Below are 22,617 nucleotides of genomic sequence, written 5' to 3'. Positions count from 1 at the left end.
CGGGAATCCTCCAAGGGTCTATTTACGACCGGCCGTAAGGGCGGGTATGTCGACTGGCGTCGTCCTGTTGAACTTCGGCGAACCGTCGACGGCCGAGCGCGAGCGTCGTGGACTACCTCGAACGCATCTTCTACTCGAACATGGACATCGAGGAGAATCCCGAGATGACCGAGGAGAGCGCCCGTGAGCGGGCGGGCAAACTGGCTCAGCGCCGGGCCGGGAGCCTCATCGAGGAGTACGGCGAAATCGGCGGCGGGTCGCCGCTGAACGAACAGGCCGCGGGGCAGGCCGAGGCGCTGACGGTCGAACTCGACAACCGCGGCTACGACGTCGAGACCTACACCGGGATGCTCTACACCGAACCGTTCACCGACGAGGCGGCCGCACAGGCCGTCGCCGACGGCCACGACGAGGTGCTGGGTCTCCCCATCTACCCGCTCTGTGGCCCCTCGACGACGAACCTCTCGCTGGACAAACTTGACGAGGGCCTCGACGCGGCGGGCTTCGACGGCGAGTACCACCAAGTCAGCGGCTGGCACAAACACCCCACCTACAACCGCCTCCGGGCGGACAACATCCGGGCCTACGCCGACGAGGCCGGCGTCGACCTACAGGACCCCGACACCGAACTGTTCTTCTCCGCGCACGGGACACCGCAGTACTACCTCGAAGAGGGGAGTCGCTACGACCGCTACGTCGACGAGTGGTGTGCCGGGATGGCCGGGATGCTCGGCGTCGAGGAGTACACGCTCGGCTTCCAGAACCACGACAACCGCAGCGACGTGCTCTGGACGGAACCGGACATCGAGGCGGCCATCGAGGACGTCGACGCCGACCGGGTCGTCGTCGAACCGGTGAGCTTTATGCACGAACAGAGCGAGACGCTCGCGGAACTGGACATCGACCTCCGCGAAGAGGCCGACGAAGCGGGGCTGGAGTTCTACCGCGTCCCCATCCCGCACGACGACGACCGGTTCCCGTCGGTGCTCGCGGACCTCGCCGAACCGTTCCTCGCGGACTTCGACCCGGGCTACTTCCAGTTCCGGCAGTGTCAGTGTCGGGACGAACCGGGGACGATGTGTCTGAACGCGCCGGACCCGGACTGGGACTGAGAGCGTCGCTGTCGCTATTTTTGGCGTGAGCGTCGAAGACGAAGGCGGACGAGGAGTGGTGGCCGTCCGGACGGCCGACCCCGGGAGTCGCGTCGCGGCCGAGCAGCGAGGCGGAGTTGTGTGCCGGCGTGACGAGAAAAGCGTCTTACCGGCAGGCGTTACTTACGGCGGCAGGCTAATAAATCACCCTGACTCGGTCACCGCCGTCGGTCGGCGAGGGCGGGGAACTCCTCGCGGGTCGCCACCACCGTCTCGGGGTCCACCTCGGCGGTGACCAGCGTCGGGTCGTCGTCGCTGCCGGCCAGCACCGTCCCCCACGGGTCGTACACCGTCGACCGGCCCAGAAGCGTCGCGTCGTCGAACTCGCCGACGCCGTTGGCCGCCGCGACGTAGACGAGGTTCTCGACGGCCCGCGCCCGTGGGAGCAACTGCCAGTGTTCGACCCGCGGGTACGGCCACGCGCTCGGCACGGCGATCAGTTCCGCCCCCTGATCCACCAAGTCGCGGTACAACTCGGGGAAGCGCACGTCGTAACACGTCGTCACGCCGAGGGTGACGCCGGCCACCTCCGCGGTCGGTACGCGCTCGCCGGGGGTCAGTAGCTCCTGTTCGGCCGAGCCATAGCCAAAGAGGTGGTGTTTCCGGTAGACTAGCTGGCGGTCGCCGTCGGCGTCGAAGACGACGGCGGTGTTCGCCAGTCCCTCCGGGGCCGGCGTGGGCGCGACGCCGCGTTCGGCGGTCGCGGCGAGGTCCTCGACGACGGTGCCGGCCACCACGGCGACGCCCGCCTCGGCGGCGACGGCCGACATCGCGGACAGCGTCTCGCCGTCGAGTCCCTCGGCGACGCGGGCGTAGCTATCGAACGCGAAGTAGCCCACGTCGAACAACTCGGGGAGGACGACGAGGTCACAGTCGGCGGCGGCCCGGACGGCCGCGACGGCGCGTTCGCGGTTTTCCGCTATGTCACCGGGTTCGATCTGTATCTGGGCCAGCGCGACCCTCATAGCCTCAGCCCGAGGTCCTCGAACAGCGCGTCTTCGAGGTTGTCGAACTCGCGTTCGAGGTTCCGTTTGAAGTAGCGTTCGACCCCGGGGACGCGTCCCTCGACGGTGAACTCGTTGGTGAGTCGCGTCCCGGTGTCGGTCGGTTCGAGGGTGTGTTCGCCGACGACCTGCATCACGCGCGACCGGCCGGTGAACTTGACGTAGCGCGGCGGGTCCCGTTCGACGTCCTCCGTGTCGACTTCGACCGTCTTGTTGATGAGCGGGATGGGGAGTTTGACCGTCCACGTGGCCTTGCGGCCGTCCTCGTCGTCGAGGTCGAACCCCGTCACGACGCTGATCGGCCGGGCGCGCTTCTCGGGGTCGACGATGAACGCCCAGACAGCCTGTGGATCGGCCGGAATCTCCATCACGCGCTCGACACGGATCGTCATACCAGTCCCTGCGTGCCGGAGCGCAAAAAAGTCACGTCACGCCCGGGTGACACGCCAGGTCGTCGACTTCGCGCGGCCCCACTTCTCAATCTCGACCTCGTCGGACTTTTCGGCGAGTTTCGGCAGGCGGACGCCGACCTGCTTTGCCGACAGCCCGATCCGCTCGGCGATCTGCTTGGCGCGGACGTAGCTCTCGCCGGAGCCGACGCGCTCGCGGAGGTCCTCGACGATGCGCCGGTCTTCTTCGCTTAGTTCGCTCATACTCGGACGTAGGGGTTGCAGAATAAAAACCGTTTGTTCAATGGGAATCGTACACGTGCAGCGCCGCGATAGAGAGCGACCCGGCAAGTACCGCCAGTCCGAACCCGCCGGCGGCGACGATCTGGTCCTCGGCCGCGACGTACATAATCCCGGCCCCGACGATTGCGAGTGCGCCGAACAGCATCGAGAGCCCGATGCCCATATCCGACGCCGTAGCTGTCTCTGCCATAGGCGCCGGTATCACCACTCGACAGTTAAGTTTACTGGATCGTGGTGTGCTGGGACTCCTCGTTCAGCGCGAGGTTCGTCGCTATCTCGGCGTTCCGAACGGCGTACTCGGCGGTCTGCTGGAGGCTGACGAGCACTTCGCGGACCTCGAGTAAGTCGGTGTTGTCCATCTCCGGCAGGTCGTCGAGTATCTCCTGCACTCGGTTGCCGATGCCCGAGAACTGCTCGCGCACCTCGATGGCGGTGTTGTAGTCCCGTTCGACCGCCGCCTCGACGGCCATCTCGGTGAGTTCGTTGACCTGATCGGTGAAGTCACGGATCCGTTTCATCGTCGCGGAGTCGACTTCGAGCGTGTTGTTCTCCGACTCCAAGGCGATCTCGGCGATGTCCTCGGCGTTGTCCGCGGTCAACTCGAGGTTCTTCGCGATAGAGCGGTAGCCGATCAGCGGGAACCCGTCGTCCAGCCCCACGGCGCGGGCGAGGTTGGGGTTCTGGTAGGAGGTGAAGATCAGCCGCAACATCAGGACGAATATCTTGTTGGCCTGTCGCTCGCGGTTGAGCGCTCGCTGTGCGAGGTCGGGGTTGCCGTGAGCCAGCGCTTTGACCGCCTCGTTTCGCATCGTCGACCCCGTCGACTCCAGACGCTCGATGAGGTTGTCAAGCGTGAAGTCCTCCGGATCGACCGAACACCGGATGGCGATTCGCTCGGGCGTCTCCTCGATGACGCCCAGCCCCATCAGTTGGGTCTCGGCGTTGTAGACGGCGTTGATGTGTGCGCTGTCGAGGGTCGCGTCCTCGCCGGCGTCGACGTGGATGATCCGCCGCCCGAGGACGTACTGGGCGACGATGGCCCGTTCGAGGCTGTCGGCGTCCAGATCGGCGGTGTGGATGATCGCTTCCGACTCCTCGGACTGGACGGACTCGGGCAGCACCGTCAGCGTCCCCTTGTCGCCGATACGGAGCGACACTTCGTCGCCTTTCTCGACGTCGTGGTTGCTTGTCCACTCCGCCGGGAGCGTCATCGCCAGCGTCGACGGACCCAACCGCTGAACCTTTCGCGTTTCCATACTGTATTAGGTTAGCCGGACGACCTTAATTGTATCCAATTATGTGGGGTCACAGGTGATGATCTACCCCCGATTGAAGCGCGCTCAGACGACTTCCATCAGTCGGCGCTCGAAACGTCCGACCCGGACCCGGAGCCAGCCCCGTAGCTTTTCGTCCAGTTCCGGGTCGCCCGTGTCGACCCGTAATACGCCCAGTTCGTCGAGTTTGGTCCGCGTCGCCACCACCTCGACGGCACACTGTCGGATCACGGCCGGCGATAGCTGTGGGTTCCCGCGCCCGAAGACGAACCCCTGTCCGCCGATCGGCGAGACGACGACGACGTTGTCCTCGCCAAGCGCGTCCAGAATCTCGGCCTCGCTGGCGTCGGCGACCAGCACCTCGCCGTCCCGCACCACGTCGACGCCCAGCGGCGACTTCTCGACGCCCATCGCGTCCGCGACGGCCCCGAGGGTCCCGCCCGGACCGAGGACGTACGTGGTGCCGGGCCGCACCGACTCGGCGAAGCCCTCGGCGACTGCCTCGACGGTCCCGCCGGCCAGTTGCTTGCTCGATTGGCGCTGTTCGGCCCGGGGAACGGCGACGACTGCCCGGAGTTCCGAGCGGACGGTCCCCTCGCGGTAGGCGTCCTCGTCGATGTCGTTGACCTCGCCCTCCGTCGTCGTCTCGAAGGTGGCGGCCACCTCGCCCGCGGCCCGCGGCGTCACGCCGAACACCGACGAGTACACCTTCACGCCCGCCGGCACGCCGAACATCGGGACCGGGTCCGCGGGACTGTCCTCGTCGGTGTAGCCCAGCGCTTCGGCCACGTCCACGGCGGTCCCGTCCCCACCGACGAACAGCACGAGGTCGACGCCCGCCTCCCGGAACGCGGCGACTGCCGCCCGCGTGTCCTCGGGCGTGGTCTCGGTGAGCGACGCGTCGGGGCCGGCCGCCGGCGTCGTGACCACCGTCGGGTCGAACCCCGCCTCGCGGGCCGCGTCCGCGCCCATCACGCCTGCGGCGGTGCGTATCTCGGTGTCCGGCGCGAGCGCCGCCAGACGCTCCAGCGCGACCGTGGCGCGTCCGTTCGCCCGCGGTTCCGCACCCCGCTTGCGGGCCGCCGCGACCTTCCCGTCGGTACCCTTCAGGCCGACCCGACCGCCCATCCCCGCGACCGGATTGACCACGAGGCCGATTGTCCTCATCGGTTCGACGGTAGTGGCCCTGACCCAAAAGTCACACGCGCGTCTGACTGAGATTTATATCCGACGGCGGTGGCGTTGTAAATACGTCGGGGGATGTTTGAAACAGTGTTCACGTTCGTCGCGAAGCTCCGGGGTGGGGCGCGCGGCGACGACGAGAGACGCACCGACAGTACGACCGACAGACTCGCGCTGGCCCGCGAACTCGCCACGGCCGGCGAACCGCTCCGGGCCGCCCACCACTACAGCGCCGTCGTCGAGGCCGACCCGGAGAACGCGACGGCCCACCGGGAGTACGCGGCGTTGCTCGCCGAGCAGTCCTACGTCGAGAGCGCCGCCCGCCACTACGAGCGCGCGCTCTCGCTGGCCGGCGACGAGGCCGTCCGCGAGGAGTACGCGTCCCTGCTCGCCGAGAAGGGCGAGGACCGCAAACTGGCCCGCGCGGCCGCCGACTGATAGTGTTTCTTGTAGGTCATTTCGGTATCGACCGCCCGAGTCCGGGCAGTCGCGCCGGTCCACAGCTACAAGAAACACTATGAGGCCGGTCGACCGACTCACTTTTGAGGAGCGCGCCGGAACGGGCGTGTATGTTGGTGCCACTCGCGGAGTCGACCGCGACAGTGAACGGAGCAGTGATCAACGCCGTCGGGGCCGTCGTCACGGTGGGCAGCATCGCGCTGACGCTGGCGTGGTTGGCCGGTCTCTACCGCGACTGATTGTCGGCCGAGACTCACTCCTCGACCGGGTCGACCCGCTCGCTGAGCCACGCCGCGGCGTCCTCGACAACCGCCTCGTCGGTGCCCGATAGCTTGACCCGGACGTGGTCGCCGGGGTAACAGCCGACGGTCACGTCGAACGCCGCCCGGAGCGCCTCGATGCGGTCGAGCAGCGCACTCTCGGGTTCGGCGGCCCGGACGATTCGGACGTGGTCCCGTTCGCCCGCGAAGTCGTCGGCTATCTCCTCGAACATCCCTTTCATCTCCTCGGGGACGCCCGGGAGGACGTACACGTCCCGATGTGTGCCCCCGGCGCGACGCCGACGGGGTTCGGAATGAACGTCGCGCCAGCCGGAATGTCGGCCGTCCCGTCGGTGAGGTCCTCGCGGGCGTAGCCGCCGTGCTCTTCGATGTACTGCAGCGCCGCCTCGCTCGTCTCTAGGTCCTGTCCGAACGCCGCGGCGACGGCCTCCATCGTGATGTCGTCGTGAGTCGGCCCGATGCCGCCGGTGACGACGACGCCGTCGTACTCGGCGTGGTACTCGTTGACGACCTGTGCGATGTCGCTCGCCCGGTCGGGAACCACGGTGACCCGTTCGACGGAGACGCCGCGGTCGGTCAGTTCCGCCGCGAGCCACGCCGCGTTCGTGTTGACCGTGTCGCCCGAGAGGAGTTCGTCGCCGACGGTGACCAGCGCGAGGCGCATACCTCTCGTTGGCGGTCTCACCTCAAAACCGTGGCGCTCGCGTCATCCCATCCCCGGCGGGGGGCCGCTGTCGTCGTCCTCGATGTCGATGTCGACGTCTGCGTCCACGTCCTCGCGCTTGCGCCGCAGCGTCCGAATCTGCCGGTAGTAGTAGAGACTGCCGCCGATAGCGGCGGTGAGACCGATGGCGAACAGGCCGCCGAATATCAGCAGGTCACGGTCGAGGTAGTACTGGACGACCAGCGTGTCCGACTGGACGTCGTTCCACTGGAGGCGGGTCCGGCCGTCGACGGTCGTCTCGTTGAAGCCACCGGGGCTCACCCGCGCCAAAAGCGGGATGCCGACGCCGGTGCCCTCCGGGAGCGTCACGTTGTACGACCCCTTCCGGAAGGTCTGTACGAGCACTTCCTTGTTGTCCTGTTGGACGGTGAACGCGAGTTGTCCCCGTTCGGCCGGCAGTCCCAACCGGGTCCGTTCGTTGTTGGAACTGACGTTGAACGCCGAGGCGTTGACGACCGTGCCGTTGGTGTAGCGGAACTGTATCGCTCGGATCTCAAGCGGTTCACGGCTCCCCAGCGCGTCCTCGCGGTAGACGTCCATCCGCGTCTGGTTGGTGACGTTGTAGACGGCCTGATACCGGTCGTCGGTGACGTTTATCGAGACGTTCGCGTTCGTCTCCCAGTCGTAGGTCGCGTTCTCGCCCAAGTCCTCCTCCGAGGGGCCGCCGCCGAGACAGCCAGTGATACCGATCAGCGCCACGACGGCGAGCGTCGCCCACAGCCTCCGGTTCATTTGACGACGGCTAGTAGCTCCGCGGACAGATACGTTCCGATACTGGCGACCAGTCCCGGCGGGTCCGTCCCCTCGCCGCAGACGATGGACTGCTCCAGCAACCCGAGGCGTTCGACGGTGACGATGTCCTGTGCGTGGCCGGCGCGGTTGACCGTCGCGCGGACCTCCGCTCTGGTCGCGCTGTTGACGTTGACACGACCCGGGCCGTCGCCCCGCCGCCAGTCGTACAGTCGGTCACGCTCCGCGTCGCCAGTCGGGCTTCGCCGTCTTCCTCGACGAACCGCAGCGGCAGGTGCTGGACGAGGCCGAAGCGCGTCCGAATCTGCTCGGGGGTCCCCTGTCCGAGGCCGATGTTGTCGGCCGGGATGCGGACCGGTTCGCCCGCGTCGAGCGTGAACCCGTCGTCGTCCCACGATTCGAGGGTCCCGTAGCACACGTCGCCGTCCTCGCGGTGGGCGGTTATCTCGCCGAACTCCTCCCGGAGGACGTTCCGCGCGGCGACGGCGTCGGGGCCCTCGACGGTCACCGACGGGAAGTCGTCGTCCCGGATGCCGACGGAAAACTCGACGTCGAGTTCGCCGATGCTGTTGCCGACGAGCGACCGCAGCGAGTCGAGCGACCGCTCGCGAGCGTCGCCCTGCACGTAGCACTTGGTCGCGAGTACGACCATCAGGCCTCCAGTTCGTCGATGTCGACGTTGAGTTCGTCGCTCAGGTCGTCGATTCGCTCGTCCATCGCGTCGACGAGCGCGGTGTTCTCCATCGACTCCATCTGGTTGCCACAGTCGGGGCACTCGAAGCCGAACTCCATCGCCTCGCCGAACTCGAAGCGGATGCCACAGTGCTCACAGAGGTAGAACTCGTGGTCGAGTTCGTAGCGCCGGCGCTCGTCGAGGGCCTCCAACAGGCGCTCCATCTCCTCTTCGAGTTGCTCGGGGATGTTCTGGTACTCGAAGGTCCAGAGGTAGGTCAACCATCCCGAGTCCTCGTCCCGGAGCCGTCGGTAACTCGCCAGGTCGTTCTCGTAGAGGATGAACAGCGCCCGGCGGACGTCGTTGAGTTCGAGTCCGAGTTCCTCGGCCAGTTCCTCGTCGGTCACTTCGCCGTCCGGCGGCGCCGCCGCGACGGGCATCCCCTTCGGGCCGACGAGTTCGTGGAGGTACTTCTGTATGACGGGGTCCTCCAGTAGATCCTCAAAAGCCATTTGTGCGTACCTGCGCCCGTCGTTCGGTTAAGTCTTTAGCTTTGCGCCCCGGTGGGGCGTGCCCGCCGCGTCCCATACTGTTTCTTGTAGGTCGTTTCGGTATCGACCGCCCGCATTCGTGCGGTCGAACCGGTAGACAGCTACAACAAACAGTATCAGTCCTCGCCGTCCGCCTCGGCGAGGCGTCGGCGGAGCGCGTAGGCCGTCCCGCCGGCGACGCCCAACAGCCCCGAGAGACCGGTGAATCCGGGCCCGAACCCGCTGGCGGTATTGGATTCGGTCGTCGTCCCGCCGGACCCGGCGTCGGCGCTGACGGTGACCGTCCCCTCCGCCAGCGTCTCGCCGTCGCGCCCCGGACGACGACGTCGTACTCGCCGCCGCCGCCAATGGACGCCGACAGCATCCCCGAGTAGTCCGACTCGCCTGCCGGGATGCGGACCAGTTCGGTCGCGGATACCTCGCCGTCGACGACGACTTCCAGCAGCGTCCCGCCGACGGTACTACCCGTGTTCTCGCCCGTGACCGAGACGAACGGTTCGCCGAAGCCAACCGCCGAGGACAGCGAGACGCTGACGGACTGGTTCGGGCCCTCGTAGGCCGGCAGCGAGTCCGCCTCGCCGTCCTCGGGCGGCCGGAACCGGACGGCCATCCCGCCGCTGGTCACCATCGACGCCGACAGCGTCGTCGACTCGTCGACGATGACCTCTTCGACAGTCACGTCCGTCAGGTTCGTGTCCCACTCGGCGTCGGGGCCGTCGCTGTACATCTCGGCGACGTACTCGCCGTCGAGGAACGACAGCGGAATCTCTAGCGCCCGGCCCGTGTCGCCGGTCATCGCGCCGAGGAACCACTCCTCGCCCTTCCGGCGGGCCGTCACGGTGTACTCGCCGATTTCAGCGTCGACGACGACGGTGTCGTCCCACCCGGCCGCTGGCACGTCCTCGACGAACTGGAAGGCCGGGTCGGCTGGTTCGCGGATAGGCGACTCCGGCGGGTCGGGCATCGGGTCGCCGGGGTCGGTGATGGCGACGGCGTCGAGGTACGCGCCGCCGCCGTCCTCGGGCGTTTGCCGCAGCGTGACGGTGCTCTCGCCGGCCGGGAGCGTCACCGTCTCGCTGGTCGACTCCCACGTGTCCCACCGTTCGGTCGTCGGGAACCCCATCGTGGTCGTCGTCTCGTCGGTCTCGAGCGTCAGCGACCCCTCGCCCGGCGTCTCCCGCGAGTACCGGACGTGGATATCGTACTCGCCGCTCTCGGGGACGTCCGTCGCGGTGAACGAGACGCTGGACCCGTCGCTGGTCTGTGCCGGGTCGAAGAGACGTAGCCGGCGGCCTGTGCGTTGGCCCACCGCGCGCCGGTGCCGACGTCCGAGCGCTCGCCGAACTCGGCCTGAGTCACCTGGCCGAGGGCGACGCTGTCGTCGCTGTCGTCGAGGTAGGACGCGACCACGTCGGCGGCCATCTGGAGGCCGCTGAGGTAGGTGGGGTACATCGCCAGTTGCTTGGCGCGGGTGGTCTCGATGCCGCCGCTGCCCGAATCCATATCGAAGATGCCGGGCGTGTACTCGACGGGACCGGCGACCATCCGCGTGAACGGGAAGGTGACGTGGTGGCTCGGGTCGATGCCGCCGAAGGAGTCGTACTCCTGCCCGCGGACACCCTCCTTGGTCATCACGTTGGGGAACCGACGGCGCTCGCCGGTCGGTTTGACCGGTTCGTGGACGTTGAGCATCTGGCGGTTCGCGGCCGCCTCGCGGTAGACGAGGTGGTGGTGGTTCACCAGCGGTTGACAGTGGTGGTTGTGGGTCACGTCGTCGACGCTGACACCGTTGTCGGCGACGTAGCCGGTCTTGATCGAGTGGATGCCCAGGTCGTCGTAGTAGGCAAAGGCGCTGTCGCCGTCGGTCAACTGGGACTCGTAGTTCGTGGTGTTACCCGCCGTCTCGTTGTGGGCGGTCATCTCGACGGGCGGGTCGAGGCTCGCCCCGAACTCGGTGACTTCCTCGATGTCGAAGTCGCCGTAGGTCTGGTCGAAGTCCATCGTATCGCCCGAGCCGGGATAGGAGTCCCAGCCCTCGTTCCAGCCCTCGACGAGGACGCTGTCGATGCCGTGCTCGCTGGCGAACTCCATGTATTGTTTCATCCGCGCGGTCTGTGCGCCGTGGTTGCCGCTGTCGGGGCCGTAGTACTGCCACGTCGCCCGCTCGGTGATCATCAGCCACCAGATGCCGACGTACTTCTGGGGTGTGATCCAGTCGACACCCTGCGGGAAGTCCTCGGGGTCTCTGGGCTCGTTGCAGTTGACGATCAGGCTGGACTCGATCAGCCCGCCCGCTCGGTCGGTTATCTGGAGGGTCCGCCACGGCGTCCGGTGGGGTGCCGAGGCGGTCACCTTCGTCCCGTCGGGAAGCGGCGCGAGGTCGGTCGTGAGCGTCGTGCCGCCGTCTTCGGGGACGACGCCCATCGAGGCGTAGTCGACCAGTTCGGCCTCGTGGAGGCTCATATAGTTGCCGTCGTCGGTCCGCATCGTGATCGGCGTGTGCGCGCCGCCCGTCGGACTGCTCCCGCCGAGGTCGCTCAGCGGCGTCTCCTTGTACTCGTACTCGTAGCTGTCGAAGTCGTGTTCGATCCACCACGAGGTCGGATCGCCGTCGACGGCGAACTGCGTCCGCTCGCTCGTGACGACGAACTCGCCGAAGCCGCTGTCCTCGGGGAAGACGTACCGGAAGGCGATGCCGTCGTCGAAGACGCGGATCACGACCGTCAGCGCGCGGCCGGGGTCTGTCTCCTCTTCGAGGCCGACCCGTCGCTCGACGTGGTTGTCCCTGATCTCGTCGTACTGGTCCCAGACCGGCGTCCACGTCTCGTCGACCGTCTCGGACTCGCTGCCGGTGACCGTGAGGCCGCCGTCCAGCGAGGGCTGGTTCTGGAACTCGAAGCCGAGTTCGGAGTCGCCGACCAGCGTCGTCCCGTCGCGTTCGACGCTGTAGGTCGGCGTGCCGTCCTCGACGTCGAGGGTGACGGTGATCGCCCCGTCCGGCGACGTGACCGTCTGGACGGGGTCGTCGTGGCCGTCGGTGACCTGTGCCGCCGCCGCGGGCGGTACTGTCAGCGAGTACGCTGCTGCCGCCGCGAGCGACGACAGCCCGCCGAGATACCCCCGGCGGCCGATGTCCGGTGTCGATGGTGTGTTGTGGTCCATAGTGGTAGGTGTCCGCGCCGCCGCGGTAGCGACGCGCGGTCGTGTCTAAGACGCTCCTCGCGGCACGGGCTTCACTCTTCGGTCTCCTCGCGGTCCTCGTCGTCCAGCACTCGCCGGGCCGCGTACGCCGCCCCGCCGGCGGTGCCGAGGACGCCTGTGACCGTCCCGAATCCGGGCCCGTCGCCCGCGGTGGTCTCGGCACCCTCGTCGTCGGTCGTCGCGCCGCCGTCGGTCGTCGTCTCCGTCTGCGTTCCCTCGTCGTTCCGGTCTCCGTCGTCGTCACCACTCCCGTCGCCGTCGTCGCCCTCTCCGTCTCCGGTTTCGCCTTCGCCCTCGCCGTCCTCGGCGGCGACGGGGACGAACGGTATCGACGCGCGTTCGTCGGCGGTGTAGGCAAGGGCCTCGGACTGGGGGACGCCCTCGGGTGTGATGGCGTCGACGACGTGGTGGTTCATCTCGTCGTCGCGGCCGCCGCCGAAGGTCCACCCGGCGCTCTCGGCGGCTATCTCCCGGGTCAGTCCCGGGCCGTAGGAGTCGTGGCCGAGAATCAGCGGCGCTATCTCGGCGTCGCGCACGTCGCCGGCCATCGCGTCGGCGGGGAACTCGACGGCGATGGCGTTCAGGTCCGCGTGGCCCTCCGCGTCGACCTCCTGTGAGACGACCGAGCCGTCGGCCGCCTCCAGCGCCTGAATCTCGAAGCCGTTGACCATCAGGCGGTAGTGGTACGGGTCGGCGAAGTTCGCCCGGACGCCCTCGCGGGCGGCCGTCGCCGTCGGCGCGTCCGTCGCCGCCGGGTCGCGGATGTACACCTGGAGGTTGTGGACCGAGAAGCCCAACTCGGAGCTCCACGGGTTCTCGATGGCACCGTTGAGGTAGTAGACGAATCGGTAGTCGTCGGCGGTGGCGTACAGTTCGACACGAGTGATGTCGTAGGCCCCGTCCGGAATCTCCTCGCTACCGGGGTAGGTGTAGCTTCCCGGGCCGTGGTCGTCGCCGGTCGGGTCGTCCCAGCTATCGATCAGGTCGCCCGAGAACCCCGCGAGCGAGAGGTACGGGAGCGCGTCCCCGTCTTCCAGCAGCGCCGACTGGTCGCCGCCCTCGGGGACGACCATGTCGACGACCGCCGGGTCGGTCCCGTCGCTGCCGCCGCCGAAGGTCGTCTCGTCGGCCTCGGCGGCCACCTGCCGGACCGCTCCGGGGCCCTCGGCGTCGTAGCCGAACACCAACGGCGCTATCGACCCGTTGCCGATGGTGCCGCCGACGGCCGATTTCGGGACGGAGGCGGTGATAGTGTTCATCCCCCGGTAGGCCGCGACCCGAACGTCCTCGGAGACGACGGACCCGTCACCGGCCTCGACGACACTCTCGCCCTCGAACCCGGAGACGACGACGCGGTAGTCATAGGGGTCGGCGAAGGCGGCGTTGGTGCCCTCCCGGCCCGCAGTCGCCGTCGGGCCCTCACCGTCAGGCGTGGCGACGTACACCTGACAGTGCTGGAGCGAGAACCCGTAATCGCCGTCGAGCGGGTTCCTCAGGGGCTCGGCCATCGCAAAGTCGAAGCGGTAGCGGTCGCCCTCGTCGTAGACGGCGACGGATTCTACGTCGAGGCTCCCCTCCTCGAAGTCGTCGCCGGTCGGGTAGGTGTAGCTTCCCGGGCCGTGGTCGTCGCCGGTCGCGTCCTCGAAGCGTTCGACCAGTTCGCCGCTCAGCGGGTTCCCGAGCGTGACGTACGGGATGGCGGGACTGTCGCCGCCGAGGGCGTCCGCGTTTCCGATGCCCTCCGGCGTCAGTACGTCGAGCACCTGCGGGCCGTCGTCGGCGACTTGCGCCACGTTGCCCGGTTGCTCGGAGTCGTAGCCGGCCATCGCCACGGCCAGTTGCTTCTCCGCCAAATCGTCCGGCACCGCCGTCTTGGGCACGTCGAGTCGGACGGAGTGCGTCGAGGGACTGGCGAACACCGACCCCTCGGCGACGAACGCGCCGTCGGCCGTCTCGACGCGCGCCCCGTTCTCGCCGTCGCCGACGACGCGGTACTGGTAGGGTTCGGTCAGGTCGGCGCCGACGCCCTCCCGCGCCGCGGCCGACCCGCCGGCGTCGGTCGGATCACGGAGGTACACCTGAATGTGCTGGTCGCCGAACCCGCCGGCGAGGCCGGTGCTGTTCTCTATCGGGCCGTCGACGGTCACCCGTAGCTGGTACTCCTCGGCCGTCTCGTAGAGGTCGAAGCCGGTCAGGTCCAGCGCGCCGTCGCGACGCCCTCGGGGTAGGCGGCGTCGCCCGCGCCCGTGTCGTCGCCGACTTCGTCCGTGACGCCAGCGACGTGGGTGCCCAGTCCCGACAGCGACGGCGTCTCGAGCACCGCGACGGCGTCGACGTCGACGGTCGTCGTCTCGCCGTCGGCGTCGACGCCCACGTCGGACCCAGATATCAGGTCGGTCGTCCCGACCGGCCCCCTGAGGTCGACGCGTTTGGACTCCTCGGCGAAGTTGAGCACGACGACGACCGTCTGGTCGCCGGCGTCGCGGCCGAACGCGAGGACCTGTTCGTCGTCGGCCTCAAAGTACGCGCCCACGAGGTCGGCGTCGAACTGGAGGGCGTCTATCTCCTCGCGGGCCTCGCCAAGCGCCCGGTAGAACGCGAGGTGGTCCTCGTCGTACTCCTCCCAGTTCATGAACGAGCGGAAGTGTCCCTTCTCGTCGAGTCGCGGGTCGGCGTAGTCGGCGATGGCGCGTTCGGCCCCGTAGTAGACCATCGGGATGCCGGGGAGCGTGAACGTCGCCGCGGCCGCGGCCTTCTCGGCGGCGAGGCTGTTGTCGTCTAGGTACCGCCGGGTGTCGTGGTTCTCGATGTACTGGAGGAACACCTGCCCGTCCGGGACGCCCTCGATTCGGCGCTGTTCGACGGCGTCGAGTATCGCGGTGGCGTCGACGCCGCCCCGTCCGACTTCGACCAGCGCGCTGTGGAGTTCGTTGTCGAAGTGAATGTCGAACTCCTGCTCGGCGAAGCCGGCCTGATACGGGATGGTCTCGTCGAGCAAGAAGAAGTCGGCGTCGTTGCCGACGACGACTTCCCGGACCTCCTTCCAGAAGTCGTGGGCGACGCCGTAGGCGATGTCACACCGGAAGCCGTCGACGCGCTGTGACCAGAAGTCCGCCGCCGCGAGGATGTGCTCACGCAGGGCCACGTTCTGGTAGTTGATGTTCATCAGCGTGTCCCACCCGAAGTAGTTGTTCGGCGACCCGTCGGCGGTGCGCTCGAACCAGTTGAAGTATTTCGATCCCTGGAGGTTGGTTTCGGTGTCCTCGAAGAAGGGGTGGGTGATGTCGACGTGGTTGATGACGAGGTCGAAACAGACCCGGATGTCCCGCTCGTGACAGGCGTCGACGAACGCCTCGAAGTCAGCCATCGACCCGAGGGCGTCGGCGGTGTCGAAGTAGTTGATCGTGTCGTAGCCGTGAGGGCCGCCGGCGCGGTCCTCGCGGTGGCTCGCGGCCTCGACGATGGGCGTCAGCCAGATGACGTCGATACCCAGCGACTCGACGTAGTCGAGGTTGTCCGCGAGGTACTGGAAGTCGACCTCGCCCGGTTCAGAGCCGAACGACCGGACGAATATCTCGTACATCGTGGCGTTCTCTATCCACTCCGGGGGCTGGTCGACGTGGTCGACGCCGTCCTCGGGGTCCAAGGCGACCATCTGCGAGACGCTGTGGCGCTCGCCCGAAGCGACGGCGTAGACGTGCGCCCGTTCGTCGAGGTCGGCCGCGTCGACGGTGGCCGTCGCGCCGTCGACCGAAAGCGCGGACTCCTCCAGTGCGTCGCGGTCGTCGACGTAGAACTCCACGTCGAGGTCGGCGCTCGACAGCGCGCTGTCCGGGGCGCTTGCCGGGTTCGCCTCGACGGTGAACGTCCCGCTGTCGGCGTCGTACTCGCCGCGGGGGTTCACACGCGGCCGTCCGCCGGCGCTCTCGGGCGGTTCCGGGAAGGCTCTGACGGTCAGTTCGTGGGTCCCGTCCGGCGCGTCAAGTTCGAGGGTGTAGACGCCGGGAACGTCGGGGTCAAACTCCGCGACGTTGTCGCCCTCGTAGTCGTACTCGTCGGGGCTCTCGTAGAAGCCGTCGACGTCGCTGTCGGCGGGCGTCTCCGCGACGCGCCACTGGAAGGCGTCGTCGGCGTAGTTCTCAGGATCCCGCTCCGGGTCGGGGACCTGCGGCGCGAGGGTGTTGCGGCCGTCCGGGCCGCCGCCGCGGCGGTAGTCGACCGTCAGCGGGTCGACGAGTCTCTCGTCCGCACGCATAAACCGCGGCGGACCGGGGTGGTGGCTGTCGCCGTGGGTCCGCGCCGTTGTGAGTGCCTGTACGTCGCCGCCGAGACTGCCGAGAGCCGGAATCCCGGCGAGACCGGAGAGGTATGTGCGTCGTTGCATGGGGAAACTCCGTCCCGTGGTGTCCGCTGTCGGTCACCACTTCCGTGACCGCAGAAATCCCGCCCCTAAAAATCATCCGGTACACGGCGTCTCAGTCGGGATTACAACGGGTAATATATACTGACTGGCTGGCTAGTTAGGGTCGCTACGGACGGATTTCGGCCCTTCTCACTGGGTCCGTGCGTCGGCCAGCAGTTCCTGCACGGCCACCGGTTGCCCGCGTTCGCTTGAGACCATCGCCGCCTCGATGAGCGCCATCGACTGGAGGTTGGCCTCGACGTGGGTGGCCATCCGTTCGCCGCCGTCGACCCAGTCACAGAACTGCTCGATCAGCCACGCGTTCGTCCACTTCTCGCCAGAGTCGAGCGCCAGTGACTCCCCCTCGGGCGGGCCGCTGGCGTTGTGTCGCGGGGCGGCGTCGGGGTCGTAAGGATAGCGAGTCAACTCCCGGGCGTCGAGTTCCAGCGTGGCGTCCCGACACTCCGCGCGGACGTACTCGTTCTCCCAGCCGTTGAGCGCGACGGCGTTGGTCGTCGCCCCCTCGTAGGTGGCCTCGACGCCGTTCTCGAAAGTCATCGTCACCAGCGCCTGTGCGTCGCCGGCGAACTCGCTGTGGTCTGGGTTCCACGTCCGGGCGTACAGGCGCTCACACGGTGCGCCCGCCAGCGACGCGAGGATGTCGAGGTGGTGGACCCCGCCCTCGACGAGCAGGGGGTGGTCCATCTCGTACGGTCGGCCGGCGACCCACTCGTCACGCTGGCGGTAGCGCTGGGTGAACCGCATCACGAGGTAATCAAGCGGTCCGTCGGCGGGCGACCGGAGCCGCCGCCGCAGGGTCGTCTTGTCCCGGTCGAACCGGTGGCTCATCGTCACGGCCATCTTCGCGCCCGCGGCCTCGACCATCTCGGCTATCTCGACGGCCTCGGTTAGCGTCGGCGCGATGGGCTTCTCGGTCAGGAGGTCAAGCCCGTGTGCAAGCGCCGACTCGACCAGCGGTTTTCGGGCCGCCGGCGGGACCACTATCGTCGTAAAATCGGCGTCGTGGGACGAGAAAGCCGTCTCGGCGTCGGTGTAACAGCGACTCTCGGGCAGTCCCAGCCCCTCCCGGGCGTTGGTCAGCGCCTCGGGGTCGCTGTCGACGGCCGCGACCACTTCGATACTGTCGTCAGCGACGTTCTTCGGCAGGAAATCGCCACACCACATCGCGCCCCATCCGCCACAGCCGACGTGAATCACTCGCTGTGTCATACCGTCCCGATGGCGGACCGCCCTGAAAAGCGACGCGATTTCGACAATCGACGAACTAATAGTCGACAAACACTTAACCCAGTTGTGCGATTGGTGAGACGACAATGACTGACGTAGGCATCGACGCCGTGGAGTTCCGGACAGGGAAGCTGAAACTCGACCTCGCGGAGACGTTCGCCGAGGAGAAAGACGACGACCCGGCGAAGTATACGAAGGGACTGGGCCTGCACGCCAGTTCCTTCCCGGACGCCTACGAGGACATCGTCACGATGGCCGCAAACGCGGCCAAGCGCCTGATGGACCGGCGGGACCTGCAACCGCAGGACATCGGCCGCATCGACGTGGCGACCGAGAGCGCCTTCGACCACTCGAAACCCGTCTCGACGTACGTCGCCGGGTGTCTCGAACAGGTCTACGACACGAACTTCCACCACGCCAACAAGGGCGAGCGGAAGTTCGCCTGCATCTCCGGGACCCAGAGCGTCGACGACGCCGTCAACTGGATCGCCGCGGGCAAGAACCGTGACCGCGCGGCGCTGGTCATCGCCACCGACACCGCTCTCTACGAGCGCGGTGATTCGGGCGAGGCGACCCAAGGCGCCGGCGCCGTGGCGATGCTCATCGACGAGGACCCCGACGTGGTCACTATCGAGCCCGAACAGGGCTTCGGCAGCGCCGACGAGACGGACTTCCTCAAGCCCAACCAGCAGTTCCCGAGCGTCGACGGCAAGCGCTCGATGCAGGTCTACCTGATGCGGATGCGCGAGGCCTTAGAGGACCTCGAAATGCAGCGCGACACCCACCCCGATGACTTCGCGCTGGTGCCGTTCCACACCCCGTTCCCGGGGATGGTACGTAAGGCCGCGGCGCTGGGCTATCGTCACGTCGCCCGCAACACCGATGTTGAGGAGGAACTGGCCGAGGAGATCGGTCGCCAGCCCCGGCCCGAGGCGTTCGACGACGAGGAGACGTACCGCGACGCCCTCAAGGAGTACACCGACAAACTCACCGAGACCGACACGTATCAGGAGTGGTACGGCCGCGCCATCGAGCCGACGCTCGAAATCTCCGCGCAGGTCGGCAACTGGTACACCGGCTCGGTCCACGTCGCCCGCCTCGCGGGACTGAAACACGCCCGCGAGAACGGCCTCGACTTCGACAACCGCGAACTGCTGGTCTGTTCGTACGGGTCGGGCGCGCAGGCCGAAATCCACACCGAGACGGTCCAGCCCGGCTGGGAGGAGGAGATTGCCCAACTGTCCGTCGACAACCAGCTCGTCGAGCGCTACGACATCAGTTGGGACCAGTACGAGCAGATCCACGACGTCCACAACCACGACGAGACGACCGACGTCGATGCGTTCACGACGCCCGAAGACGAGTTCGTCTTCGACGGTTGGGGTCGGATGGGTGAACGGAAGTACACGTACGTGGAATAGAGAGGTTCTGAACGCAGTGAAGAACCTCTGAATCCGAGCGGCGACGACAGGAGCCGCGAGGAGTAGCGAGACGCCGAACGAAGTGAGGGGTCTCGAACCGGAACGGCGACCGGAGGGAGCCGTGGAGGAGTAGCGAGGCTCTGAGCGGAGCGAAGAGCCTCGAACCGGAGCGGGGAGCAAAGCGACCCGCGGAGGAATAGGTGGTTCCGACCGAAGAGAGGAACCACGAACGCCGAACAAAGTGTCTTCGCGGCAGTAGAACTATACGATTGCTCGACAAGGCCCGAGTATGCAGACGCGTCGGGAACTGGTCGCGGGCCTCGGCGGGGCGATACTACTGGCTGGCTGTACGAGTAGCGGCGGCGAAGACGGCACTACCGACGCGCCGGCGTCGAGCACTCGCCAGCCAGCGACGGCCCCGGAGACGGCGACGCCCGAACCGACCACGAGCGAACCGACCGAGACGACGACCGAAGAGCCGCCGGAACAAACACCGACAGAGACAGAATCTGGAAACGATCCAGCAAACCAGATGCGAAGTTTCGAAACAGTCTATCACGAAAGGAACTCGGTTCCAGATTCTGTCAAAAGAACGATCACCAACAACTGGGACGATATCGTTAGCGACCTAGAACAAGACGGCCACGACCTCTCTAACCTCGAAGTCACCAGCGAACTACTCGAAGACACAGCAGGCCACGCAGGCAAACAAGTAGAAACCAGAAACGGAATCGCAGCATACAGACAAGCACTCCACAACCAACTCGGCCTCAACACAGAACAAGTATTCCTCAACCCATACCACTTCGACACAGGAGGACAAAGACAACAAGTAACTCAAGTATTCAGAACAGAAGACGATGGAGCCGTCAAAATAGAAAACTATAGGCCTGGTGGACATAGACAACAAGAGAATGATGAAGGAGATTTTATTTCGTATTTGTCCGAAAACGAGGAGGAGATTGAAGGCGCAGAAGAAACAATTCAAGACACTTGGACTCCAGGAGAAGACAGAGAAGTTTCAGCAAATAGGACTGCAACTGTTCTAGACACAGACGCGTTTAAGCAACTTGTAAGAACTATTTGGGATGGTAATATTGGAGGAAATGAAGGTTACGAAATGATAAACAGAAGAAATGATGCTTTGCTTCCTTGGCCTACTGATGGAAACGTTGATATTATTTACACTGCGGACGCAGATGCTGAGAGAAGTAGAATTTTAGACTTCAAAAATGCCAATGATAATCCTTACACTGTTGGACCTGATGCGAAGGCTCTCGTTCAAGAGTCAGCTAGGTTCGCCGATGCTTTTGTAGAAGATGAGGCGGGCACCTATATGCAAGTTGATTACGTTGATGAAGTAGTAGATTATGATGATCCTGTAGAGGAAGACGGCGAAATTCACTTCGGATTTAATATGGAATCCAGAGGTGGATCAATAATTATGGAGACAGTCGGCGAAGAAAGAAAAGAAGAATTAAAGGATGCGCCCTTCAGGGATTTCCCATAAATTAGGGAAGAGCAATTGGCCTCCGATCTTTTACACCACTTGAAGAACTAAAAGACGAACCACCACTTGGGAAGTCTCCGAATGGATCTGATGTGGAAGGGGCGGTGACTGAAAGGTCACCCATCGTCACTATCTTTCTAGGAGGAGGATTATTTCCATTTACTGATACCGGAGGATTTCTGTCTAGTCCTTGGTAGATTGTTTTTGGTGTGGTTGTGCCGTTGAGTGGTGTGTTTGATGCTGTGTCTTCCCATCCTGTGTGGTTGAAGTCTCCTGAGCTTTCGACTGCTACTAGTTCTCCTTCTGTGAATTGTGTGGGGTCTGTGATTTCTTGTGAGAATCCGAAGTAACAGCTGTATGTTTCGTTACTCATTGAGTCCATTGGTGCTTGTGGCGGGAGTTTTACGTGGACTTTGGTCCATCCTGAACTGCTTACTTGTTTTGTAAAGTTGGCTACTGCAGAGTATGAGCTAATATAGCTTCCACCGACGTGGCATTGGCCGTGGATCCTGAGCGGGCTGAGTCCTGCTTTGCCGTCCGGATTCATTTCGGAGAATACGCCCGGGTGTGTATCGAGGCTTCGCCCTCAAACGCCGTGGTCGCGGAAGCGCTCGACGGTGACGTCACCGATGTCGCTGTACTCCTGATCGCCGCCCACGAGTAGCGTGGCGTCGAGCGTCGCCGCCGCTGCGAGGGCGTAGGAATCACCGAGTGCGGGATTGTGGTCGATGACGTACTCGGCGGCACCGTCCCATATCGAATCGATGCCCATCGCGTCGACACCGATTGTCCAGAGCCAGTCCAGAAACGTATCCGCGGTCTCCCGGTCGTACTTCCGAGCCAGAATATACCGTATCTCGGTCGCGTTGACGAGTGTCAGTCGCCCGTCCGTCTCGCCGGTCACGACATCGTCCAGATACGCCGCGACGACGTCGCTCCCGGGTTCGTCGTCCGCGTACGCGACCAGCGGCTCGGTATCGAAGACGACCTGCTCGGTCACGCCTGATCACGGTCCGCTCGCTCCTCGGCGCGCTGTTCCCGGAGGAGTTGACTCGCGGGCTTGTCCGTCGACGCGTCGGTACGCTCCGCGGCGAAGCCTCGCATCTCCTCGACGGAGGGCACACGCTCGACGACGATCTCCCCGTCGTCCGTCTCACGAAACTGGACCCGTCCCGGAGACGTGATCCCGAGTTTGTCCCGGAACGCTTTGGGAATCGTGGCCTGTCCGTTGGGCGAGACCGACACCGTGACCGCCTCGTCGGACTCCGGGTCGGTCGCGTCCGCTCTTGATGGGTCGCTCATATTCATAATTGCTCGGGCATTGTAATGAGATTTTGGTCATAGCTGTCTTTCAGTCGTAACTCGGGATACGTTGGAAGCGCAAATCTCGGCTGGATTCGCTTTCGCGTGGTACCTATTCCCGTCATTTCCCGGATCGTATATCCGCTGAAAGACCGGCATAGAACCTGATAAACCGGGAGAATAGAATTATCCTTATACACTCCTAATACTGTTAGTACTCGAAATCCGTTTTAGGGGTAGCCTTATACGGGATCGGCAGTTCTGTGTAGATACAATGAGTTCACGAGTGTCCGACTCAGACAGCACCGACGACAAAGTACTCTGCTTCTGGTCCGCCAGCGACGGCGACTGGTACGACGACTACCGCGCCTGAGGCGACCTGCCGACACCGACTGCGGGGTTGGGTCCTCCCCGTGCCCTTTTTCGGCCGCCGGATTCGGCGGCCGCGTGCCACGTTCCGAAGTGCCTACAGCAGGTTTTCGAACCGCGACACTGCACCCTCGGTCGTGACCGGCGGGTCTTCGACGCCGAGTTTCCGACAGAGAGTGACCACCTGCGGCGGTTCGAGGCCGTGCGTCCGGAGCAGTTCCCTGTCGGTCAGCACTGCCTCTGGCGGGCCGTCAGCGGCGACGCTCCCGTCGCGGCCGAGCAGGACCACTCGGTCGGCGGTCGCGGCCCGTTCGACGTCGGGCGTGGCGTACACCACTGCCGTCCCGTCGGCGACCGATTCGTCGAGGACCGACCGGACGCACTCTCGCTGGGTCGCGTCGAGGTCGGCGAACGGTTCGTCGA

The 22,617-nt window shown here is 65.6% G+C and carries 20 protein-coding genes and 4 pseudogenes; 5 read left to right on the top strand and 19 right to left on the bottom strand.

The annotated features are described in order from the left end of the window. The first annotated feature begins 46 nt into the window (after positions 1-46). A pseudogene (gene hemH / locus GJ629_RS02625) lies at positions 47-1,112 on the top strand (ferrochelatase). 197 nt (positions 1,113-1,309) lie between these two features. Here the strand turns inward: hemH and GJ629_RS02620 are convergent. The 6 genes from GJ629_RS02620 to GJ629_RS02595 all read right to left on the bottom strand — a co-directional run bounded on the left by GJ629_RS02620 (position 1,310) and on the right by GJ629_RS02595 (position 5,288). Next, entirely contained in the window at positions 1,310-2,116 is an 807-nt protein-coding gene (locus tag GJ629_RS02620) for a nitrilase-related carbon-nitrogen hydrolase (protein ID WP_157511625.1), read from the bottom strand. Then, positions 2,113-2,547: a CoxG family protein gene (locus tag GJ629_RS02615; protein ID WP_157511624.1), complete on the bottom strand. Its 435-nt coding sequence runs from the start codon at positions 2,545-2,547 to the stop codon at positions 2,113-2,115. Before GJ629_RS02615 ends, GJ629_RS02620 begins: the two co-directional genes overlap by 4 nt. Positions 2,548-2,583: 36 nt before the next feature. Beyond that, on the bottom strand, positions 2,584-2,808 hold the full coding sequence (locus GJ629_RS02610) for a hypothetical protein (RefSeq protein WP_157511623.1): 225 nt from the start codon (positions 2,806-2,808) through the stop codon (positions 2,584-2,586). A 37-nt stretch (positions 2,809-2,845) separates the two neighbouring features. Then, a complete protein-coding gene (locus GJ629_RS02605) occupies positions 2,846-3,037 on the bottom strand; it encodes a hypothetical protein (RefSeq protein WP_157511622.1) in 192 nt (63 codons plus the stop codon). Between the two features lie 31 nt (positions 3,038-3,068). Beyond that, positions 3,069-4,103 (bottom strand): PhoU domain-containing protein, encoded by a 1,035-nt coding sequence (locus GJ629_RS02600; RefSeq protein ID WP_157511621.1) that lies wholly within the window; start codon positions 4,101-4,103, stop codon positions 3,069-3,071. Positions 4,104-4,187: 84 nt separating this feature from the next. Then, positions 4,188-5,288: an ATP-NAD kinase family protein gene (locus GJ629_RS02595; RefSeq protein WP_157511620.1), complete on the bottom strand. Its 1,101-nt coding sequence runs from the start codon at positions 5,286-5,288 to the stop codon at positions 4,188-4,190. Positions 5,289-5,393: 105 nt separating this feature from the next. Between GJ629_RS02595 and GJ629_RS02590 the strand changes: the two genes are divergently transcribed. Beyond that, positions 5,394-5,741, top strand: coding sequence for a hypothetical protein (locus GJ629_RS02590; RefSeq protein ID WP_157511619.1), 348 nt, complete (start codon positions 5,394-5,396; stop codon positions 5,739-5,741). Between the two features lie 131 nt (positions 5,742-5,872). Then, positions 5,873-6,001, top strand: a complete 129-nt coding sequence (locus GJ629_RS17450) for a hypothetical protein (RefSeq protein ID WP_255475197.1) — start codon at positions 5,873-5,875, stop codon at positions 5,999-6,001. A gap of 14 nt (positions 6,002-6,015) precedes the next feature. On the opposite strand, the pseudogene GJ629_RS02585 reads toward GJ629_RS17450, so the two are convergent. The 9 genes and pseudogenes from GJ629_RS02585 to GJ629_RS02550 form a co-directional block, all read right to left on the bottom strand. Next, positions 6,016-6,707 (bottom strand): annotated as a pseudogene (locus GJ629_RS02585) (competence/damage-inducible protein A). Between the two features lie 42 nt (positions 6,708-6,749). After that, the gene (locus GJ629_RS02580) at positions 6,750-7,499 is read right to left on the bottom strand and encodes a DUF5803 family protein (protein ID WP_157511618.1); all 750 of its coding nucleotides are present in this window, start codon (positions 7,497-7,499) and stop codon (positions 6,750-6,752) included. Further along, positions 7,496-8,169 (bottom strand): annotated as a pseudogene (locus GJ629_RS02575) (DUF2110 family protein). Before GJ629_RS02575 ends, GJ629_RS02580 begins: the two are co-directional and overlap by 4 nt. Then, entirely contained in the window at positions 8,169-8,702 is a 534-nt protein-coding gene (locus GJ629_RS02570; RefSeq protein ID WP_157511617.1) for a transcription factor, read from the bottom strand. Before GJ629_RS02570 ends, GJ629_RS02575 begins: the two are co-directional and overlap by 1 nt. After that, positions 8,692-9,939, bottom strand: a complete 1,248-nt coding sequence (locus tag GJ629_RS15975) for a glycoside hydrolase family 97 C-terminal domain-containing protein (RefSeq protein WP_370515764.1) — start codon at positions 9,937-9,939, stop codon at positions 8,692-8,694. The genes GJ629_RS02570 and GJ629_RS15975 overlap by 11 nt, the downstream gene beginning before the upstream one ends. Next, positions 9,894-11,903 (bottom strand): glycoside hydrolase family 97 catalytic domain-containing protein, encoded by a 2,010-nt coding sequence (locus GJ629_RS16735; RefSeq protein ID WP_231754451.1) that lies wholly within the window; start codon positions 11,901-11,903, stop codon positions 9,894-9,896. The genes GJ629_RS15975 and GJ629_RS16735 overlap by 46 nt, the downstream gene beginning before the upstream one ends. 71 nt (positions 11,904-11,974) lie before the next feature. After that, positions 11,975-14,137 carry a glucodextranase DOMON-like domain-containing protein gene (locus GJ629_RS02560; RefSeq protein ID WP_231754452.1) on the bottom strand — a complete coding sequence of 721 codons (2,163 nt, stop codon included), beginning with the start codon at positions 14,135-14,137 and terminating at the stop codon, positions 11,975-11,977. Continuing rightward, positions 14,134-16,326 carry an alpha-amylase family glycosyl hydrolase gene (locus GJ629_RS02555; protein ID WP_157511615.1) on the bottom strand — a complete coding sequence of 731 codons (2,193 nt, stop codon included), beginning with the start codon at positions 16,324-16,326 and terminating at the stop codon, positions 14,134-14,136. The genes GJ629_RS02560 and GJ629_RS02555 overlap by 4 nt, the downstream gene beginning before the upstream one ends. 168 nt (positions 16,327-16,494) lie before the next feature. Then, positions 16,495-17,574, bottom strand: a complete 1,080-nt coding sequence (locus tag GJ629_RS02550; protein ID WP_157511614.1) for a Gfo/Idh/MocA family protein — start codon at positions 17,572-17,574, stop codon at positions 16,495-16,497. Between the two features lie 104 nt (positions 17,575-17,678). On the opposite strand from GJ629_RS02550, the gene hmgB reads away from it, so the two are divergent. Further along, positions 17,679-19,013, top strand: coding sequence for a hydroxymethylglutaryl-CoA synthase (gene hmgB, locus GJ629_RS02545; RefSeq protein ID WP_157511613.1), 1,335 nt, complete (start codon positions 17,679-17,681; stop codon positions 19,011-19,013). A gap of 289 nt (positions 19,014-19,302) precedes the next feature. Next, positions 19,303-20,523, top strand: coding sequence for a hypothetical protein (locus tag GJ629_RS02540; protein WP_157511612.1), 1,221 nt, complete (start codon positions 19,303-19,305; stop codon positions 20,521-20,523). 1 nt (position 20,524) lies between these two features. On the opposite strand, the gene GJ629_RS02535 is transcribed toward GJ629_RS02540, so the two are convergent. The 4 genes and pseudogenes from GJ629_RS02535 to GJ629_RS15970 form a co-directional block, all read right to left on the bottom strand. Then, on the bottom strand, positions 20,525-21,070 hold the full coding sequence (locus GJ629_RS02535; protein WP_157511611.1) for a hypothetical protein: 546 nt from the start codon (positions 21,068-21,070) through the stop codon (positions 20,525-20,527). A gap of 39 nt (positions 21,071-21,109) precedes the next feature. Next, positions 21,110-21,523: a PIN domain-containing protein gene (locus tag GJ629_RS02530; RefSeq protein ID WP_370515761.1), complete on the bottom strand. Its 414-nt coding sequence runs from the start codon at positions 21,521-21,523 to the stop codon at positions 21,110-21,112. Further along, positions 21,520-21,825 carry an AbrB/MazE/SpoVT family DNA-binding domain-containing protein gene (locus GJ629_RS02525; protein ID WP_157511610.1) on the bottom strand — a complete coding sequence of 102 codons (306 nt, stop codon included), beginning with the start codon at positions 21,823-21,825 and terminating at the stop codon, positions 21,520-21,522. The genes GJ629_RS02530 and GJ629_RS02525 overlap by 4 nt, the downstream gene beginning before the upstream one ends. A gap of 466 nt (positions 21,826-22,291) precedes the next feature. Continuing rightward, positions 22,292-22,617 (bottom strand): annotated as a pseudogene (locus GJ629_RS15970) (ABC transporter ATP-binding protein); the annotation flags it as partial.

The sequence above is a fragment of the Halapricum sp. CBA1109 genome, from assembly GCF_009741825.1.
Lineage (GTDB): Archaea > Halobacteriota > Halobacteria > Halobacteriales > Haloarculaceae > Halapricum.
Note: the sequence above shows the minus strand (reverse complement) of the source record. Positions and strands in the feature narration are given on the sequence as shown.

Bases quoted from the DNA above. Each gene is read 5' to 3' on its own strand.
- GJ629_RS02620 (WP_157511625.1), bottom strand. From the start codon at position 2,116: ATGAGGGTCGCGCTGGCCCAGATACAGATCGAACCCGGTGACATAGCG.
- GJ629_RS02615 (WP_157511624.1), bottom strand. From the start codon at position 2,547: ATGACGATCCGTGTCGAGCGCGTGATGGAGATTCCGGCCGATCCACAG.
- GJ629_RS02610 (WP_157511623.1), bottom strand. From the start codon at position 2,808: ATGAGCGAACTAAGCGAAGAAGACCGGCGCATCGTCGAGGACCTCCGC.
- GJ629_RS02605 (WP_157511622.1), bottom strand. From the start codon at position 3,037: ATGGCAGAGACAGCTACGGCGTCGGATATGGGCATCGGGCTCTCGATG.
- GJ629_RS02600 (WP_157511621.1), bottom strand. From the start codon at position 4,103: ATGGAAACGCGAAAGGTTCAGCGGTTGGGTCCGTCGACGCTGGCGATG.
- GJ629_RS02595 (WP_157511620.1), bottom strand. From the start codon at position 5,288: ATGAGGACAATCGGCCTCGTGGTCAATCCGGTCGCGGGGATGGGCGGT.
- GJ629_RS17450 (WP_255475197.1), top strand. From the start codon at position 5,873: ATGTTGGTGCCACTCGCGGAGTCGACCGCGACAGTGAACGGAGCAGTG.
- GJ629_RS02580 (WP_157511618.1), bottom strand. From the start codon at position 7,499: ATGAACCGGAGGCTGTGGGCGACGCTCGCCGTCGTGGCGCTGATCGGT.
- GJ629_RS02570 (WP_157511617.1), bottom strand. From the start codon at position 8,702: ATGGCTTTTGAGGATCTACTGGAGGACCCCGTCATACAGAAGTACCTC.
- GJ629_RS16735 (WP_231754451.1), bottom strand. From the start codon at position 11,903: ATGGACCACAACACACCATCGACACCGGACATCGGCCGCCGGGGGTAT.
- GJ629_RS02555 (WP_157511615.1), bottom strand. From the start codon at position 16,326: ATGCAACGACGCACATACCTCTCCGGTCTCGCCGGGATTCCGGCTCTC.
- GJ629_RS02550 (WP_157511614.1), bottom strand. From the start codon at position 17,574: ATGACACAGCGAGTGATTCACGTCGGCTGTGGCGGATGGGGCGCGATG.
- hmgB (WP_157511613.1), top strand. From the start codon at position 17,679: ATGACTGACGTAGGCATCGACGCCGTGGAGTTCCGGACAGGGAAGCTG.
- GJ629_RS02540 (WP_157511612.1), top strand. From the start codon at position 19,303: ATGCAGACGCGTCGGGAACTGGTCGCGGGCCTCGGCGGGGCGATACTA.
- GJ629_RS02535 (WP_157511611.1), bottom strand. From the start codon at position 21,070: ATGAATCCGGACGGCAAAGCAGGACTCAGCCCGCTCAGGATCCACGGC.
- GJ629_RS02525 (WP_157511610.1), bottom strand. From the start codon at position 21,825: ATGAGCGACCCATCAAGAGCGGACGCGACCGACCCGGAGTCCGACGAG.